Annotated in this window: 21 protein-coding genes and 1 tRNA gene; 14 read left to right on the forward strand and 8 right to left on the reverse strand. The window is 59.2% G+C overall.

Translation table 11 applies throughout. The features are described 5' to 3' along the window. Nucleotides 1–5: 5 nt before the first annotated feature. The 5 genes from AC4LE2_RS15225 (at nucleotide 6) to AC4LE2_RS15245 (ending at nucleotide 2,675) form a co-directional block, all read left to right on the forward strand. Nucleotides 6–260, forward strand: coding sequence for a DUF1654 domain-containing protein (locus AC4LE2_RS15225; protein WP_491826554.1), 255 nt, complete (start codon nucleotides 6–8; stop codon nucleotides 258–260). 671 nt (nucleotides 261–931) lie between these two features. Continuing rightward, on the forward strand, nucleotides 932–1,222 hold the full coding sequence (locus AC4LE2_RS15230; RefSeq protein WP_491826555.1) for a hypothetical protein: 291 nt from the start codon (nucleotides 932–934) through the stop codon (nucleotides 1,220–1,222). Nucleotides 1,223–1,419: 197 nt separating this feature from the next. Beyond that, entirely contained in the window at nucleotides 1,420–1,755 is a 336-nt protein-coding gene (locus AC4LE2_RS15235; protein ID WP_491826556.1) for a hypothetical protein, read from the forward strand. Further along, nucleotides 1,752–2,288, forward strand: a complete 537-nt coding sequence (locus AC4LE2_RS15240; protein WP_491826557.1) for a hypothetical protein — start codon at nucleotides 1,752–1,754, stop codon at nucleotides 2,286–2,288. Before AC4LE2_RS15235 ends, AC4LE2_RS15240 begins: the two co-directional genes overlap by 4 nt. A gap of 75 nt (nucleotides 2,289–2,363) precedes the next feature. Further along, nucleotides 2,364–2,675 carry a hypothetical protein gene (locus AC4LE2_RS15245; RefSeq protein ID WP_491826558.1) on the forward strand — a complete coding sequence of 104 codons (312 nt, stop codon included), beginning with the start codon at nucleotides 2,364–2,366 and terminating at the stop codon, nucleotides 2,673–2,675. Between the two features lie 53 nt (nucleotides 2,676–2,728). Here the strand turns inward: AC4LE2_RS15245 and AC4LE2_RS15250 are convergent, their stop codons facing one another. Then, the gene (locus AC4LE2_RS15250; protein ID WP_491826559.1) at nucleotides 2,729–3,445 is read right to left on the reverse strand and encodes a hypothetical protein; all 717 of its coding nucleotides are present in this window, start codon (nucleotides 3,443–3,445) and stop codon (nucleotides 2,729–2,731) included. 200 nt (nucleotides 3,446–3,645) lie between these two features. Between AC4LE2_RS15250 and AC4LE2_RS15255 the strand changes: the two genes are divergently transcribed. Continuing rightward, nucleotides 3,646–4,401, forward strand: a complete 756-nt coding sequence (locus AC4LE2_RS15255; protein ID WP_491826560.1) for a hypothetical protein — start codon at nucleotides 3,646–3,648, stop codon at nucleotides 4,399–4,401. 53 nt (nucleotides 4,402–4,454) lie between these two features. Next, a complete protein-coding gene (locus AC4LE2_RS15260) occupies nucleotides 4,455–6,095 on the forward strand; it encodes a DNA cytosine methyltransferase (RefSeq protein WP_491826561.1) in 1,641 nt (546 codons plus the stop codon). Nucleotides 6,096–6,099: 4 nt separating this feature from the next. On the opposite strand, the gene AC4LE2_RS15265 is transcribed toward AC4LE2_RS15260, so the two are convergent. Continuing rightward, nucleotides 6,100–6,330, reverse strand: coding sequence for a hypothetical protein (locus AC4LE2_RS15265; RefSeq protein WP_491826562.1), 231 nt, complete (start codon nucleotides 6,328–6,330; stop codon nucleotides 6,100–6,102). Between the two features lie 80 nt (nucleotides 6,331–6,410). Between AC4LE2_RS15265 and AC4LE2_RS15270 the strand changes: the two genes are divergently transcribed. Genes AC4LE2_RS15270 through AC4LE2_RS15290 form a run of 5 tightly spaced genes read left to right on the forward strand, consistent with a single transcriptional unit; the run spans nucleotide 6,411 to nucleotide 9,048 of the window. Continuing rightward, complete coding sequence (locus tag AC4LE2_RS15270; RefSeq protein ID WP_491826563.1) at nucleotides 6,411–7,124, forward strand: morphogenetic protein; 714 nt, start codon at nucleotides 6,411–6,413, stop codon at nucleotides 7,122–7,124. Next, nucleotides 7,117–7,467: a hypothetical protein gene (locus AC4LE2_RS15275; protein WP_491826564.1), complete on the forward strand. Its 351-nt coding sequence runs from the start codon at nucleotides 7,117–7,119 to the stop codon at nucleotides 7,465–7,467. The genes AC4LE2_RS15270 and AC4LE2_RS15275 overlap by 8 nt, the downstream gene beginning before the upstream one ends. Next, nucleotides 7,464–7,922 carry a hypothetical protein gene (locus AC4LE2_RS15280; RefSeq protein ID WP_491826565.1) on the forward strand — a complete coding sequence of 153 codons (459 nt, stop codon included), beginning with the start codon at nucleotides 7,464–7,466 and terminating at the stop codon, nucleotides 7,920–7,922. The genes AC4LE2_RS15275 and AC4LE2_RS15280 overlap by 4 nt, the downstream gene beginning before the upstream one ends. A gap of 54 nt (nucleotides 7,923–7,976) precedes the next feature. After that, nucleotides 7,977–8,762: a hypothetical protein gene (locus AC4LE2_RS15285; protein ID WP_491826566.1), complete on the forward strand. Its 786-nt coding sequence runs from the start codon at nucleotides 7,977–7,979 to the stop codon at nucleotides 8,760–8,762. A 34-nt stretch (nucleotides 8,763–8,796) separates the two neighbouring features. After that, nucleotides 8,797–9,048 carry a hypothetical protein gene (locus AC4LE2_RS15290; protein WP_491826567.1) on the forward strand — a complete coding sequence of 84 codons (252 nt, stop codon included), beginning with the start codon at nucleotides 8,797–8,799 and terminating at the stop codon, nucleotides 9,046–9,048. A gap of 4 nt (nucleotides 9,049–9,052) precedes the next feature. Here the strand turns inward: AC4LE2_RS15290 and AC4LE2_RS15295 are convergent, their stop codons facing one another. From AC4LE2_RS15295 to dapA, 6 genes are all read right to left on the reverse strand, one after another. After that, nucleotides 9,053–10,030, reverse strand: coding sequence for a tyrosine-type recombinase/integrase (locus tag AC4LE2_RS15295; protein ID WP_491826568.1), 978 nt, complete (start codon nucleotides 10,028–10,030; stop codon nucleotides 9,053–9,055). A gap of 108 nt (nucleotides 10,031–10,138) precedes the next feature. Then, nucleotides 10,139–10,228 (reverse strand) — tRNA-Ser (locus AC4LE2_RS15300). Between the two features lie 93 nt (nucleotides 10,229–10,321). Further along, nucleotides 10,322–11,032, reverse strand: coding sequence for a phosphoribosylaminoimidazolesuccinocarboxamide synthase (purC, locus tag AC4LE2_RS15305; protein WP_491826569.1), 711 nt, complete (start codon nucleotides 11,030–11,032; stop codon nucleotides 10,322–10,324). Nucleotides 11,033–11,075: 43 nt separating this feature from the next. After that, nucleotides 11,076–11,834, reverse strand: a complete 759-nt coding sequence (locus AC4LE2_RS15310; protein ID WP_491826570.1) for an MBL fold metallo-hydrolase — start codon at nucleotides 11,832–11,834, stop codon at nucleotides 11,076–11,078. Then, a complete protein-coding gene (gene bamC / locus AC4LE2_RS15315) occupies nucleotides 11,835–12,950 on the reverse strand; it encodes an NlpB/DapX family lipoprotein (RefSeq protein WP_491826571.1) in 1,116 nt (371 codons plus the stop codon). A 17-nt stretch (nucleotides 12,951–12,967) separates the two neighbouring features. After that, complete coding sequence (dapA, locus tag AC4LE2_RS15320; RefSeq protein ID WP_491826572.1) at nucleotides 12,968–13,846, reverse strand: 4-hydroxy-tetrahydrodipicolinate synthase; 879 nt, start codon at nucleotides 13,844–13,846, stop codon at nucleotides 12,968–12,970. Nucleotides 13,847–14,093: 247 nt separating this feature from the next. Here dapA and AC4LE2_RS15325 point away from each other — a divergent pair, with 247 nt between their 5' ends. Next, nucleotides 14,094–14,654, forward strand: a complete 561-nt coding sequence (locus AC4LE2_RS15325; protein ID WP_491826573.1) for a glycine cleavage system transcriptional repressor — start codon at nucleotides 14,094–14,096, stop codon at nucleotides 14,652–14,654. A 9-nt stretch (nucleotides 14,655–14,663) separates the two neighbouring features. After that, nucleotides 14,664–15,128, forward strand: coding sequence for a peroxiredoxin (locus tag AC4LE2_RS15330; protein WP_491826574.1), 465 nt, complete (start codon nucleotides 14,664–14,666; stop codon nucleotides 15,126–15,128). The last annotated feature ends 36 nt before the right edge of the window (nucleotides 15,129–15,164 follow it).

The raw sequence follows: 15,164 nt of genomic DNA on the forward strand, positions 1-15,164 counted from the left end.
TCACAATGACGAAGGCGCGCAAAGCGGCCCATACCACCACCCCTACTTCTTACGAATTGCTGGGGGTGCGCCTTCAGAAGGCGATCAACGCGCCGAGTGCGCAGCTCGCCCGCTCTACCCTCCTCGAGCGCCTTCCAAATGACAGCCCGGACGACTGGGACCGCATCCTGGGAGAGATTTCCGAGAACGATAACGTGACCATCGCCCATCGCGATGATGGCCACGTACAGATCTTCTGGACGGTTCCAGCTCAGGACTGAATTCCGCTCTACCAACGTGCCCGCCTCTGAGCGGGCATTTTTGCGCCCCTAAATTCAGCAAACTTAATTATTTTATTCAGCATGCTTGACTATGCGGATTCAGCTTGCTTAAATCACCTCAAGCCGCAGCACAACGCGGCGGGCCCTCAAAAGCCCCGCTCTTTAAAAACCAGCGCAACACACAACAGACCGCATTGCCTCTACCGGCGACCGGCGATCAGACAGGCGAATGAGGAAAGCCTGCCCACGACAGGGAGAACCCTGTACGGCTGATCGAGAGCGAAACGCTCTAACCGTGCGAATGACCCGGCAAGCCATGCGCCCCGCCACCCCGGCGGTAATGGGACAGATTTCCTCGATGCCCTTGGAGACAGGGGCATCAGGGAAATCACACAGGAGTCATGAAATGGCGTGGACAGAGTTGGATGAGGCCGCGAAACGGCTAAAGCAGGCAGGAGAGAATGAGCGATTTTGGCAGCACCAATGCCGGGTTAGCGAAGAGGGGCTAAAGCTGGCGGAAGCAAAATTGCGCGAGGCAAGGCGAGCCAGACGCGAAGCTTCTGATGGGTTGCTTGAGTTTGCTGGCTTAGACCGAAGCCAGCTGTGCTAAAGGATTTCACTGGCTGGCCTTGGCGACAGGGCCAGACGGGAAATCAACCGGAGTGAAAGCCATGCAATGCGAATGCGTAAAGCGCGTTAAGGACAAGATCGACGGCAAGCTGCGGGAGCAAATGCCCAAAGGCTCCACCGATCTTCATTGGGACTTTCCGCAGTTGCGGATCTGCCTGACAAACGATGGCGTAATTACCATGCCCGTGCTCGATATCAAGGGCGAGTTCCATGCACCAAAGAAAGCCGGTGGGTTCAAGCGGGTCAAGGTGGACACCTTCCTGGCTGCCACCTACTGCCCATTCTGCGGTGTGAAATGCAAAGCCGAAAAACCTGCTACTGAAGCAGCATGAACCATCCTCCTGCGCATTCACCGAGTGCGCAGCGGGATGCGGAAGTCTTCTGCACCGCGCAACGCGGCCCCCTGCATCACCCCCCTACCCACGACCGTATCGGACAGGCGTCAGGCTGGCTTTTCCCCAGTTTGGTCACTGGGCTTGGCGCCTGCCCCATACGGTCCTGTACGCACACCACACGCCAAGGATTCCCAATGACTACCCTTCTTCTGTTCCCAGAAAAACGCGCTGTGCTGGATGCCCTGCGCGAACGTACCGCCATTGCCAGCGCCGAAGCCCGCAGCAAGTGCCGCTTTCGTGTTGAACCGCATGGCGATGGCTGGGGCGTTGTAAGCATGGACACTGACCGCCTGCACGGCCAGTGCAAGCATCACAAGGAGGCTGTGCAGTACGCCCAGCAGTTGGAACGTGCTGTGGAGAAGAGCGAGGCCTCAGCTTCTGTCGTGAAGGGCTTCGCGGACCGTATGTTTCGTTGGGCCCTGATCATTGGCTTGGCCCTGCTGGGCTTGGCGCTATGGGGGGCAAGATGATCAGTCTGGATCTGAACCTGGTTCGCGCTAAAGACGCTGAGCGCGCAGCACTGGCGGCACAGGTTGCGCAGTACCTGGCGGGTGGCGGGCCGGTGGAAGAATCCCCCACCATCGTTGGCAAGCCGCTGCCCTCGCTCCACTTCGTCGACTCCTCCGCGCAGGCGCTCGAGCGCAGCAACCGCCGCATGAAGGCCCAGGCCGAGGACATAGCACTGGCTGAGCACATCCGTAGCCTGGCCGAGACGATGACCATCCGCGAGGTGGGCGACACCCTGACGATGCCCCGCGATTCCCTTCGCGGCATCGCCCGGCGACACGACATTCAGTTCAAGACAGCCAGCCGCAGCGAGGCCATCAAAGGGGCCTATGCCTCTGTTGAGCAAGACGCCAGGGAGGCCGCCTGCTTGCGTCGCTATGCCGCCCTAGGCACCAGCCTTCACCACGCCGCCAAACATTCAGGCATTGGCAAGACACGGGCCAGTCGCCTGGCGAAGGACTACGGCATCACATTTCCCCACCGTGGCAAGGCATGAAGCGTACACGGGCCCAGCGGCGGATACGCCAGGCTCAATTTCACTTGCCGCCTAGCGGGCTGACGGAGGTGGTTTATGGCCATGACACAGAAGGAACGGGACGTGCGCCGTGCAGAGAAGGCGGCGCGTGTGCAGGAGCAGGAGCTGCGCCTGAGAGTGCGCCCAGGTACGAAGCAAGCGCTCGCTGAGCTGATGAAATGGGCGGGACTCGAGGAACAGGGTGAGGCGCTGACGTTGATGATTCATCGTCTGCATGAGCTGGGGGCTGATCGTGCGGTGCCACTGCTTACTCCGCCGCGCCACGAAATCACGATATCACCAGCCGTGGAGCGGCGACTGACGCTGTCTTACCAGCGCGAAGCATTGCGCATCTCCCGCGACGAATAACCCACCATTTACCACCACGCCGCCCTGGTACTTTTCTCAGTAAGCATTTAATCCTAAACTTGTGTTGGAATCAAAACTTCAATTTTTAAATCCCTAGTTACGCTAACCTTAGCGCTTTCACCTGAAAAGTTAGTGTCATAGCCATCAGAAACATGCCTCCCATCTAAAGTTTCGTATGCAACAGTCATCTTTGAGTAATGGTGCATAGCGGGATCATTATAATGAATAATAACTTCCTTAAATCCACCAGAGTCAATATATCCGACCGCAAATCTGGAAGACTTTTCCTCATACGGCAATAGAAGCTCTAAATAGGTATCGAAAGCAGCAGACCCTTTATTCTCAATAGTCAACTTTAGTACAGACATACCATTATGCAAGGTATTGGAAACGATAGATTCAATTACAAACCTAGCATTTAATCTAGCTTCGTATCTTCTGCGATCTTCCTTAGCCTCTGTTAATAAATGATCTACTTGAGCTTGAGCAGCCGCTGCAATTTCTCGCTGCTGTTCCACAGACGATTTTAATTCCTCGGCCTGTAGAGCCAAGGCAGCAGAGCTTAACTTCAGCTCCCTACCTTGCTGAATAAACCCCAAGACAAGCCATGCAAATGCTACAGGGCCAAACGCACCAGCAAGAAAGTCGCCAAGCTCATTCAATTTCAGATCAAAAAAATCTGCATGTCGAGCAGCTATCACACAAATTAGCCCGCCGACGTAAAGAGCGGTGGCGACTCCGCCAATTTCCATATCACTCGACTTATTCAACTAAACGCTACCTTAATCCTGTGTTAGGGATCCAGCTTATCATTATGTTCGCTACAAGTGGCCGCTTCCCTGACCTTAGCAGATGAAGCTCTGGCGGGAGCACCGTTGGCTTCAAAGCCCTTATATGTAGCCAATTGGCGTCATCCCCTATCACTCAGTGCCACCACGCCTCGGCAGGCGGGCGGCTGCCTGGAGTATCCATGACACCTCGGATCGTTTGCCAATTCAGCTGTGGTGCGGCTTCGGCCGTCGCCACCAAACTGGCTATAGCCCAGTACAGCACCACCCACGAAGTGGTGATCGTCAACGCCTACCTTGAAAACGAGCACCCGGACAATCGCCGCTTTGCAGAGGATTGCCAGGCATGGTTCGGGCAACCGATCACCGTGCTGCGCGACGAGAAATATGGCGCCAACATCATCACCGTGTTCAATCGTGTGCGTTACATGCGTGGTCCCAGTGGTGCCTCTTGTACGCTGAGGCTCAAGCGGCACATGCTCGACACCATAAGCCTTCCTGGCGACGTGATTGTGTTTGGTTACACGGCCGAGGAGGCTGAGCGCCTTGAGGATTTTCGCGAACGCAATCCTGACCGCCCTGTAGTTGCTCCCCTGATCGAACGGGGACTGGGCAAAGAAGATTGCAAGGCCATGGTAGAGCGCGCAGGTATCACCCTGCCCGTCATGTACCAGATGGGCTATGACAACGCCAACTGCATAGGCTGCGTGAAGGGCGGCGAAGGCTATTTCAGGGCTATTCGTGAAGATTTTCCCGAGCAGTTCGAAACGCTGTGCGCTGTCCAAGACGAGTTGGGTGAAGGCTCATATCTGTTCCGCAACCGGGAAACCAATGTGCGCTTTTCCCTGCGCGAACTAGGCAACGGACCCGTACGCCGAAACGAGAAGCTACCGGCCTGCTCCTTCTTCTGCGAGATGGCCGAAGCTGAATTTGATTGATCCTCTTTTCTAAATCCCCCGGCACCGCCAGTGCGGTTCTGTCTGGAGTATCCATGCTCACCTACGGAAGCGTTTGCAGCGGCATCGAAGCTGCTACGGCCGCCTGGCACCCGCTCGGGTGGCGTGCGGAGTGGTATGCCGAGATTGAAGCATTCCCCAGTGCGGTGCTGGCGCACCACTACCCCACTACCCCCAACCTGGGCGATATGACTCGCCTGGCCAAGCGCGTGATGCTTGGCGGCATTCCGGCGCCGGACGTCCTGGTTGGCGGTACCCCGTGCCAAGCCTTCAGCGTTGCAGGTATGCGGGAAGGCCTAGCCGACCCGCGCGGCGCCCTCACCATTAAGTATGTGGAGCTTGCAGATGCAATTGACCATGTTCGCGTCCGCCGTGGCGAACCGCCCGCCGTCATCGTCTGGGAAAATGTCCCAGGCGTCCTCTCCGACAAAGGCAACGCCTTCGGATGCTTTCTTGGCGCGCTGGCTGGGGAAAGCTGCGAGCTGCAGCCTTCAGGGAAGCGCTGGACAGACGCTGGTTGTGTGTATGGACCAAAAAGAGCAATCGCGTGGAGGGTTCTTGACGCCCAATATTTCGGCCTGGCCCAACGACGCCGCCGTGTGTTCCTTGTCGCAAGTGCTCGAGACGGGTTCGATCCCGCCGCAGTACTTTTTGAGCGCGAAAGCGTGCGCCGGGATACTCCGCCGGGCCGAGGCCAGAGGCAAGATGTTACCGGAACAGTTACAAGCAGCATTGGCCGCAACGGTGGAATCCCTGCAGGAAACGACTCCAGCCCCGGTGCACTCTTAGCGTTCGGCGGCGGCTCGAACTGTCGGCGCACCGAGGTCGCCACCGCTTTAAGTGCCCACCCAGGTGGTATGCGGATGGATGCCGAAACCGAGACATTTGTTGTTGCTTCGACTCTAGCCGGCGGCGGTCGCAAGCGCGGTGGCTATAGCCTCGATGACGTACCACTAACCGCGGGCACCCTGCGCGCTCAGTGCAACGCAAGCCATCGGGCGGATAGCGACACTTACGTCGTCGCGGGCACACTCCAGGCTTCTGGCAGGGCCGCAGGCAGCGCCACCCAACAGGACGCACATGCAGGGTTACTGGTGGTGCACGGTACCCAAGACCCATGCGTGCAAAGGGAGTCAGCGTTTGCCTTGGGCAGAAACAATGGCCAGGAGAACGCCGTGTTCGATCCCAACCAGATCACTAGCCCGGGCAACCGGAGCAACCCAATGCCCGGCATTTGCCATACCTTGCCAGCATCTTCAAGTGCGCCTATAGCTTTTAGCTGCAAGGACTACGGCGCCGACGCAGGTGCTGTTGCTCCGACCCTACGGGCCATGGGTCACGATGGCAGCCACACTAACGCAGGTGGCCAGGTGGCCGTATGCATTACCGGTGAGGTTACGCATACGCTCAAGACAGAAGGTTTCGATGCCAGTGAGGATGGGACTGGCCGTGGCCAGCCTATGGTACCGGCCGGCACTGGCGTGCGCCGACTGACGCCCCGGGAATGCGAACGCTTGCAGGGCTTTCCAGACGACTACACCCAAATCCCTTGGCGTGGGCGCGATGCCACCGCCTGCCCGGACGGCCCGCGATACAAGGCCATCGGTAATAGCAAGGCCGTACCGGTCGTGCACTGGATAGGCCGCCGCATTCAGTCTCAGCTTTGCAGCCCATAGGCGGCTATGGGACGAAATCACCAAGAGAGCCACGGGCGATCTTCACCGCGTGCTCGACCAAGTCAAACGGAACGTCCTGTTCAAAGAACGTCACTTCCAGCATCAATGTGGCGTCGTTCCGAAATATCTCAAAGACGTTGTCATTGTCGCGCCAGCATTCGAGCGCGAGCCCATCCCGGCCGCCGGATACGTGAGATGCCGTAACAAATTGGTACCCAACTCCATTCAGCTCCATATCAGTCTCCTCCAAATCTGGAGGGTGACCATACCCCTCTATCTCAACGTTAAAAAGCCACTCTGCGGCAAGGAGAAGTCATGTCAGCAACAAAGGAGCGACCGATTCTGTTCTCGGCGCCGATGGTGCGCGCCATCCTGGAGGAACGCAAGACGGTGACGCGGCGGACAATCAAGGTTCAGCCGCATATCGATGCCAGTGGCAATTTCTGCGTAGGCAGATCCAACTACGGTCAGGACGGCTACGGCAACCCTGTGACGAAACACTTCGTCAAAGGCTGCTGCCCCTATGGCAGGCCAGGCGACCGGCTGTGGGTGCGCGAGACCTTCGCCTTACTCGGCAACGAAGACGGCTGCTTTATCGACTGGCAAGACAACTTGGTCAAAGGCGATGAGCGAGGTGCGGCACGGATTTACCGAGCAAGCTGCCCGCCGGGCGACTACGGTCTGTACCAGATCCCAGCGAAGGCAGAATGGAAGCCAGATACTGAAGCTATGGAATATGACGGCGCATGGCGCCCCAGCATTCACATGCCGCGCTGGGCCAGCCGCATCCTGCTGGAGATCACCGACGTGCGCGTCGAGCGGCTGCAGGACATAAGTCGCTATGACATTCGAGCAGAGGGGCTGGAATGTCCGCTGGAACTCGCTGGGGATGATGTATCGCCCAACTACCGCGATTGGTATCCGGCTGCATGGCGCGAACTATGGGCTTCCATCAATGGCGCCGAGTCGTGGAACGCTAACCCCTGGGTGTGGGTGGTTGAGTTCAAGCAGGTGACCAAGCATGACTAAACAGAAGCTATTGCCGTGCCCCTGGTGCAGCGGCGAGGCACGCGCAGGCTATGGCTGGGTTGAATGTAGGTCCGCCAAATGCGGTGCTGATGGGCCTGTACGAAGGTCTGTCGAAGAAGCTATCGTCGCCTGGAACACTCGCTTAGCACCAGCTGTGGCGGTGGATGAACTGCCAACCATGGCTGACCTCAACCTGCAGGTTTTTGAAGAGCTGCAGCAGGCCCAGACGCGCATCGGTGCGGCGCTGGCGTTGCTGAGATCAGACCAGGCCCTTACCTTCCAGACCATTCCCCAGCTGCGCAAAGCGCTGGTTGACGCCCTGACTGCGAGGAACTCGCCATGAGCAAGGCACCCATCGAGCCGCAAGACTATTTGTATGGAGTAAAAGTCGTTCAGATTGAAGATTTGCGGGTGGCCCGAGGCCTGACCCGCCGACCGTATTCAGCCTGCAAGCACAGGAAGCTGGTCTACGACGACAAGGAGCGACGCATCTGGTGTAGCGACTGCGAAACCGACGTTGAAGCATTCGATGCATTCGTAGGCTTGGTCGGTTCGTTCAGCCATGGGGTGGACAAGCTAAACCGGCAAAGCAAAGAACTCGCCGAGGCTGAATCATTCCAGGCCCGCAGCCGAGCGGCAAAGGTCATGGACGAAGCATGGCGCCGAACGAAAACCGTACCACTCTGCCCTCACTGCAACGCAGCGATTTTGCCAGAGGATGTTGCCGGTGGTGTCGCCACTGCCTCCAAAAGCATCGTGCTGGCCGCACGCAAGCGCATCCCCGCGCCCGACGCCTAACCCCCCCTTCCCTATTGATGAGCCTGCCAGCTGACGGCGGGCGGAGCTATGTCCATGGAACTTGAAGCCATAACAACAGAGGCGCAGCTTTGCGCTGTCTTCATGCTGGAGTTCAACAGCCTACCCGGATGGACCTGCCACCCCGAAGCTGGAGGGTTCGACGTGTTGGTCGTGCATGATGACGGCCGTCAGATCGGGGTCGAGGCCAAGCTGGCCTTAAACGCGAAAGTCGCCGATCAGATTCTTCCGTCTCTAGGCGATGAATTTTATGGCCGACCTGGCCCCGATCACCGTCTCGTCATTGTCAGCAGAATCACTGAGGCCAGCGCAGGCATCATGAAGATGCTCGAGCACCTGGGTGTGCGAGTACTGGTCGCCAGCAAATATTCAAGGGTGAGGGGCTGCTCACATGGGTTCAACATCGAATCCAATCTCTTCTGGCCTGAAAAAGAAATGCCGCGCTGGGGCCACTCAAACCGAATGTTTGACTGGTGGCCATCCGAGCGCTGCCATGTTCCCAGCGTTGTGACGAATTTGCCCGCAGGCGTGCCTTCTCCTATCAAGCTCACGCCATGGAAAGAGTCAGCCCTCCGCGTGATAGCTCAGATGCGCCTGCAAGGTTTTATTACTGCCAAGCAGATCGCCTCCTACGGGATAGGCGTTACCGCATGGACGCAGGCACCTGGCAGCAAGCCTGGATGGCTGGCACGCGGCGCGTCCAGAGGCCACTGGGTAGAGACAGAGCATATGCCTGCCTTCGACAAGCAGCACCCTGAAGCTTACGTATTGGCCGTGGCTAAAGTGGCCGAATCATTTCCGGCTGAGCTGAAGCTCGCTTAACCCGACCGCCGCCCCAGGGGGCCTGGAGCCTTAAATGTCAGAAGACGCTGAAGTAGTAAAAGTGGAAGGCCTGGCAAAAATGCTTGGTCGAACAGAGGCATCAATCAGGGAGGGGATTCGCCGCGGTGTGGCCTGGCTGCCCAAAAGCTTCAAGATGGGCGGCAAACATTGCTGGTTAAAGGAGGACGTACGGAAATTTCTCAGGGAATTTCGTGATGGCGAGCACACGAAACCCAAGGTAGGAAGAAAGAGACAGGCGCCACCCTCGCTCAGGGGAGTGGCGTGACGGGTCAGCCGAGCTTTTCGGCAAGATCCTGCGGGCTCAAGTGGGTGTACCGCTTGAGCATGGCAAGAGTCTTGTGGCCGGTGATGCTGGCCACTTCCATCATGGTGAAGCCGCGCTCGAACAAGCGGCTGGTGGCTTCGTGCCTCAGGTCGTGGAGGCGAAGCCCTTGAATATTTGCCTTCTCGCAAGCAAGCGGGAAGTAGTTGCTGACTGTATCGGCCTTCAGCCTGAACAACGGGCCGCCCGTGATGGGCGCAGGCAAACCATCTATGAGCTCACGCGCCCTGGACGAGAGGGGCACGGACCGACGCTCACCGTTCTTCGTATCCTCGAGGAACGCAACCTTTCCCCGAATTTGATCCTTTCGCAATGTGACCAGTTCAGACCGGCGCATCGCGGTTTCTACGGCAAGCTCAATGATGATCGGCAACTCTGGGCTTATCTCGGCCGCTGCTTTGTACAGTGCCTTGAGCTCGTCCGCAGTAGGTCGGCGCTCGCGCTGCCTGCTGCCCTTAGGCATGCGCAGTGCACGGCATGGGTTGGTAAGCCCTTCGATGCCCCAATCCTTGGTGGCCACGGTGTATAGGTGGCTGATGACAGCCAAGTCCAGGCGTACAGTGGCAGTAGACCGCCCCGCCTTGATCTGCTCATCGCGATAAGAGGCCATGTCGCTGGACCGAAGGGAAGCCAGGGATTTACCGGCGTATGCCGACTCGAGCCACTTTCTGATGCGCACCCGCTCTTGCTTAGCCCCCTTCTTTCCTTCAGTGACCTCTGACTCGTAGCGCTCGAGCGCCTTGACCAGGGTAGTGGCCTCGGCCTCGCGGATATCCACAAACCGCGCACGTGACATATCGCCTTCGATCTCGGCGGCCCAGCGCTGGGCTTCCGCCTTCGTGTCAAAGGTAGCAGTAAGTGTGGGGTATCCTTTGCGCCGAATCTGGGCACGCCAGGCTTCGCCGCGTTTTTCGTAGTAGGCCATGGGGGAATCATAGCGGACTGAATGGGGGAAATCACGCTCCCCCATTCCCCCAAAATTCCCCCAAATAGAAAAGGCCCCGAGGGCAATAAGCGCTCGGGGCCTTTAGTTTGGCGGAGAGATAGGGATTTGAACCCTAGGTACTGTTGCCAGTACAACGGATTTCGAATCCGTCCCGTTCGGCCACTCCGGCATCTCTCCAATGGCGCGCATGATAGCAGTTGTTTAGCGTCAGGCGAAGCCCTTCAGTCTAAAAAAACCACGTGCTTTCAGGTATTTGCGCGCTAGCAGGGTTTACAGAGGCACGCCCAGACGCTGTGCGACTTCTTCGTAGGCCTCGATCACGTCACCCAGGCCCTGACGGAAGCGGTCCTTGTCCATCTTCTTGCGGGTTTCTTTGTCCCACAGGCGGCAACCGTCCGGGCTGAATTCGTCACCCAGCACGATCTGGCCGTGAAACACGCCAAATTCTAGCTTGAAGTCCACTAGCAGCAGGCCGGCGGCGTCGAAGAGCTTGTCGAGGACATCGTTCACCTTGAGGGACAGTTGTTTCATGGTCGCAAGCTGTTCAGCCGTGCCCCAACCGAAGGCCACGACGTGGGATTCATTGATGAACGGATCGCCCATGGCGTCGTTCTTGAGAAACAATTCGAAGGTATAAGGCTCCAGCTTCATGCCCTCCTCCACGCCCAAACGCTTGACCAGGCTGCCAGCGGCGTAGTTACGCACCACGCATTCCACCGGGATCATGTCCAGCTTCTTCACCAGGCATTCGTTGTCGCTCAGCAGGCGGTCGAATTGAGTAGGGATACCCGCTTCTTCCAGCTTCTGCATGATGAAGGCATTGAATTTGTTGTTCACCATGCCCTTGCGGTCAAGCTGCTCGATGCGCTTGCCGTCGAAGGCCGAGGTGTCGTTGCGAAACAGCAGCACCAGGCGGTCTGCGTCGTCGGTGGTGTACACCGACTTGGCTTTGCCACGGTAGAGTTCTTCGCGTTTTTCCATGAGAGGGGGCTCCGCTAACTGTAGCTAACTGTAAAGAGGCTGACTAAGCGATATAGCGCCAATCGAGTCCTGAGGCCTGATCCGCCAGCTGTAGCCAGGCGGGATCGCACCCAAGGGTGTCGACGAAGCATTGCCTGGCGCGTTCCGGCAGGTTGTTCTTTTGGCTGAGGTGGGCCAGCACCAAATGCTGCAGGCCTTGCCACCCCAACGCTGACACCAGGCCCGCAGCCTGGTGGTTGTTCAAATGGCCCCGGTCGCCGCCCACCCGTTGCTTGAGGTAGTAGGGGTAAGGCCCGCCCGCGAGCAGGTCACGGCAATGGTTGGCCTCAATCACCAAGGCATCCAGGCCACTGTAGTGGTTCATCACCTTGGGACACCACGAGCCCAGGTCGGTGAGCTGGCCAAAGCGCCGCGTGCCATCACTGAAAACGAAGTGCGTAGGCTCGCGCGCGTCGTGCGCTACCTGCACCACCCGTACTTCGAGGGCGCCGATGTTGAAGGTATCGCCGCACCGCACCACGCGCGCGGCGATCACCGGCTTGCGTAGGCCGCTGCGCGTGCCTTCACTCATATACACCGGCACGTTGTAGCGCCGGGCCATCAGCTCTACACCATGAACATGGTCGGCGTGCTCATGGGTCACCAACACCGCTTTGAGCTGCGCTGGGTGCACACCCAGCAGCGCCATGCGACGCTCGGTTTCACGCAGTGAAAAGCCGCAGTCCACCAGCACCAAGGTGCTACCGCTGGCGACCAGCGTGCCATTTCCTTGGCTGCCGCTCCCGAGAAGGGCGAAGCGCACTTAGCCCAGGTTGTCCTGAATGACGCTCAACACACGGTGCGCCACGTCAGCCGGGGCCACGGTGTTGATGTTCTTCTCGACCGTTACCTGTACCGCGTCGCCCACCTTGCTCAGGCGAACCTGGTAACGCTCTGCGCGGGCTTCGAGCTCTTCTTTGGAAGGCGTGTCGCCGAACAGCCGGCCGAAGAAGCCAGGCTTGCTCTCTTCAGGGCCGCCTTTCTCGGCCAGGTTGATGTAGTACAAGCCCAGGCTGCGGTTGATGTCTTCCACGCGCCACTGGCCACCCTGCTCCAAGGCACGGCCCACGCTTGACCAGGCACGGTCCAGGTCCGAACCCACGGTGAGTACCGGGTTGCCGCTGCCGTCTTCAGTCATGGCGACTTGCCCAGGGGCGTCGAAGTCACGTGCCGCCAACAACGAAATAGAACCGCCCTTCTCGGCGCCGCGGGTAAGGCTGGAGAGGAGCTCATCGACCAAGGTGGCATCTACGCCACTGGTAGTGCGGCCTGGGAAGGCTACGTTTTCAGCGCTGCCTGACGGGCGTTGGGCGCTGACCACGTAGATTTCACTGCTGTTGCGCTGCACGCCCGGCTCTACCCGCACTTGCAGGCGAATATCGCCGTTTACGTCCGAACCGCTACGCAGGCGCTGGGCCAGGTCCGCAGACAGGCTGTCGAGGGGTTGCCAGGCCGTGGTGAACTCACCGGTCTGCAGGCTTTCGTGGTCCACACGGAAACCGTTGTCTTCGAAGAACTGCCGGGCCAAAGGCCAGGCTTCGGCGGGCGGCTTCTGGGCCAATACCCAGCGGCTGGCGGCACTTTTTTGCAGCGTGAAGTCACTGCCGCTGTCTGCCGTAGCGGCCAGGCGCTGCGGGCGCGGCACCTCGTAATTGGTCAGCGCGGTATCGTCGGCCACATTACGCGGCACTGGCAACAGCGGGTCCAGGCGCTTGCTGGTGGACACGTCTTGAGGAAGGTTCATGGCCGCGGTTTGGCGCGCGTCCAGGTAATCGTTGCCGCGATCACGGAAATAACCGTGTTCGCCCCAGAGCCAACCACAGCCACTGGTACTCGAAATGATGACAGCTAGGACAGACAGACCAGCCAGGCGCTTCATGCGTTGTACTTCCTCACTCAAACCAGAACGCCGGACTGGCGCAGGGCCTGCCGCAGCGGCTCTTGACAGGGTTCACTCAACCAGGTGAGCGGCAGGCGGATGCCTTCGGCCATCAGGCCCATGTGTTGTAGCGCAAACTTCACCGGGATGGGGTTAGCCTCGAGGAAGAGATTCTTGTGCAGCGGCATCAGTTGGTCGTTGAGGGCCCGGGCCGTACCGGCATCGCCCTTGAGCGCTGCAGCGCAGAGGTCGGCCATTTGCCGGGGTGCCACGTTAGCGGTCACCGAGATATTACCCTTGCCACCCAGCAGGATCAGCTCTGCGGCCGTGGGGTCGTCGCCGGACAGCAGCATGAAGTCGCTGCTGACCCGGTCGAGGATATCCTGGGCGCGCTGCAGGTCGCCGGTGGCTTCCTTGATGCCCACGATGTTATCGACCTTGGACAGGCGCGCCACGGTATCGGGCTGCATGTCGCAGGCCGTACGGCCGGGTACGTTGTAGAGGATCTGCGGAATGTTGACCGCCTCGGCGATGAACCGGAAATGCTGGTACAGGCCTTCCTGGGTCGGCTTGTTGTAATACGGCGTTACCAGCAGGCAGGCATCGGCGCCGGCATTTTTGGCATTGGTGGTCAACTCGACCGCTTCGCGGGTTGAGTTGGCGCCCGTACCGGCAATGACCGGAATGCGTTTATTGACTTGCGCCACGACGCGGCGGATAACCTCGATGTGCTCGTGTACGTCGAGGGTAGCCGATTCGCCGGTGGTGCCCACGGCAACGATGGCATCGGTGCCGTTCTGAAGGTGGAAATCCACCAGCTTGCTGAGGGCGCTCCAGTCGAGACCGCCCTTGGCATCCATCGGGGTGACCAACGCCACCATGCTGCCCGCGTACATGCAACCGCTCCTGCCGGAAAAAGAGAGCGGTAATGGTACTGGCGCCACCGACCTTGCACAAGCGACGCCATGGTTTCGAGCATTCCCACGGGCGGCGCTTTTCGCTACCCTTGACCCTTTGATCGACAGGGGTGAACGCCGCTGGCGCGAAAGCGTGGTGTCCAGGCCCGCCTACACGGCAGGCCAGCCACGGAATACCTGCCCGCGAGCGCCCCCGGTCGACCGCTCATCGCTTTAGGAAGGCTGCATGTCCACCCCACCCGTTCGCGAACAATTTCTTGTCCTCAGTGCCATGGGGCGTAACCCCATGGAGCTGACCAATGTGCTTTGCCGTGCCAGCCACGACAGTCGCTGCTCGGTGGTCACCTCACGCCTCACTCGCCACGGCGAGTACAGCGCGCTGGTATTGCAGATCTCCGGTAACTGGGATGCCCTGGCCCGGTTCGAAGGCCTGTTGCCAGGCTTGGCCAAGCGCCATGACCTGCACGTGGACGTGGTGCGCAGCTCCACGCTGGACAACCGCCCCCAGGCACTGCCTTACGTGGCCTACGTAAGCTCGGTGTACCGTTCGGACATCATCAACGAGCTGTGCCAGTTCTTTATCGACAATAACGTCGAACTGGAGAACCTGACCTGCGACACCTATCAGGCCCCTCAGACCGGCGGCATGATGCTCAATGCCACCTTTACCGTCACGCTGCCGGCGGGGGTTCAGATCAGTTGGCTTCGGGACCAGTTCCTGGACTTCGCCGATGCGCTGAACCTGGATGCGCTGATCGAGCCGTGGCGCCCTCAAAACCCGATGTAAGGAAGCTTCATGGCCGTTCATCTGGACCACCCCGTCCCCGACTTCACCGCACAGGCTACCTCAGGGCGCACCATCACGCTGTCCGCACTGCGCGGGCGCAAGCTGGCGCTGTATTTCTACCCAAAAGACAACACGCCTGGTTGCACTACCCAGGGCCAGGGCTTCACCGAGTTGCATGATCAGTTCGAGGCGGCCAATACGCAGGTGCTGGGCGTGTCCCGGGACACGCTCAAGTCCCATGAAGGCTTCAAGGCCAAGCAAGGCTTTACCTTCGACTTGATCAGCGACGACAGCGAGGCCCTGTGCCAGCTGTTTGACGTGATCAAGCAGAAGAAGCTGTATGGCAAGGATTACGTGGGGATCGAACGCAGCACCTTCCTGATCGATGAGCAGGGTGTACTGCGGCGTGAATGGCGCGGCGTTAAAGTGCCAGGCCACGTGGAAGCCGTGCTGGAAGCCTGTCGCGAATTGTAACGGCCAACTGGGAACCCAAGGGCCGCCCAGCGCCAC

Source organism: Pseudomonas sp. 9.3L (genome assembly GCF_058536285.1).

Coding starts and splice junctions, on each gene's coding strand:
- AC4LE2_RS15245 (WP_491826558.1), top strand. CDS start 2,364: ATGGCCATGACACAGAAGGAACGGGACGTGCGCCGTGCAGAGAAGGCG.
- dapA (WP_491826572.1), bottom strand. CDS start 13,846: ATGTACGCGGGCAGCATGGTGGCGTTGGTCACCCCGATGGATGCCAAG.
- AC4LE2_RS15270 (WP_491826563.1), top strand. CDS start 6,411: ATGTCAGCAACAAAGGAGCGACCGATTCTGTTCTCGGCGCCGATGGTG.
- AC4LE2_RS15295 (WP_491826568.1), bottom strand. CDS start 10,030: ATGGCCTACTACGAAAAACGCGGCGAAGCCTGGCGTGCCCAGATTCGG.
- AC4LE2_RS15330 (WP_491826574.1), top strand. CDS start 14,664: ATGGCCGTTCATCTGGACCACCCCGTCCCCGACTTCACCGCACAGGCT.
- AC4LE2_RS15325 (WP_491826573.1), top strand. CDS start 14,094: ATGTCCACCCCACCCGTTCGCGAACAATTTCTTGTCCTCAGTGCCATG.
- AC4LE2_RS15225 (WP_491826554.1), top strand. CDS start 6: ATGACGAAGGCGCGCAAAGCGGCCCATACCACCACCCCTACTTCTTAC.
- purC (WP_491826569.1), bottom strand. CDS start 11,032: ATGGAAAAACGCGAAGAACTCTACCGTGGCAAAGCCAAGTCGGTGTAC.
- AC4LE2_RS15285 (WP_491826566.1), top strand. CDS start 7,977: ATGGAACTTGAAGCCATAACAACAGAGGCGCAGCTTTGCGCTGTCTTC.
- AC4LE2_RS15230 (WP_491826555.1), top strand. CDS start 932: ATGCAATGCGAATGCGTAAAGCGCGTTAAGGACAAGATCGACGGCAAG.
- AC4LE2_RS15235 (WP_491826556.1), top strand. CDS start 1,420: ATGACTACCCTTCTTCTGTTCCCAGAAAAACGCGCTGTGCTGGATGCC.
- AC4LE2_RS15290 (WP_491826567.1), top strand. CDS start 8,797: ATGTCAGAAGACGCTGAAGTAGTAAAAGTGGAAGGCCTGGCAAAAATG.
- bamC (WP_491826571.1), bottom strand. CDS start 12,950: ATGAAGCGCCTGGCTGGTCTGTCTGTCCTAGCTGTCATCATTTCGAGT.
- AC4LE2_RS15240 (WP_491826557.1), top strand. CDS start 1,752: ATGATCAGTCTGGATCTGAACCTGGTTCGCGCTAAAGACGCTGAGCGC.
- AC4LE2_RS15255 (WP_491826560.1), top strand. CDS start 3,646: ATGACACCTCGGATCGTTTGCCAATTCAGCTGTGGTGCGGCTTCGGCC.
- AC4LE2_RS15260 (WP_491826561.1), top strand. CDS start 4,455: ATGCTCACCTACGGAAGCGTTTGCAGCGGCATCGAAGCTGCTACGGCC.
- AC4LE2_RS15280 (WP_491826565.1), top strand. CDS start 7,464: ATGAGCAAGGCACCCATCGAGCCGCAAGACTATTTGTATGGAGTAAAA.
- AC4LE2_RS15275 (WP_491826564.1), top strand. CDS start 7,117: ATGACTAAACAGAAGCTATTGCCGTGCCCCTGGTGCAGCGGCGAGGCA.
- AC4LE2_RS15265 (WP_491826562.1), bottom strand. CDS start 6,330: ATGGAGCTGAATGGAGTTGGGTACCAATTTGTTACGGCATCTCACGTA.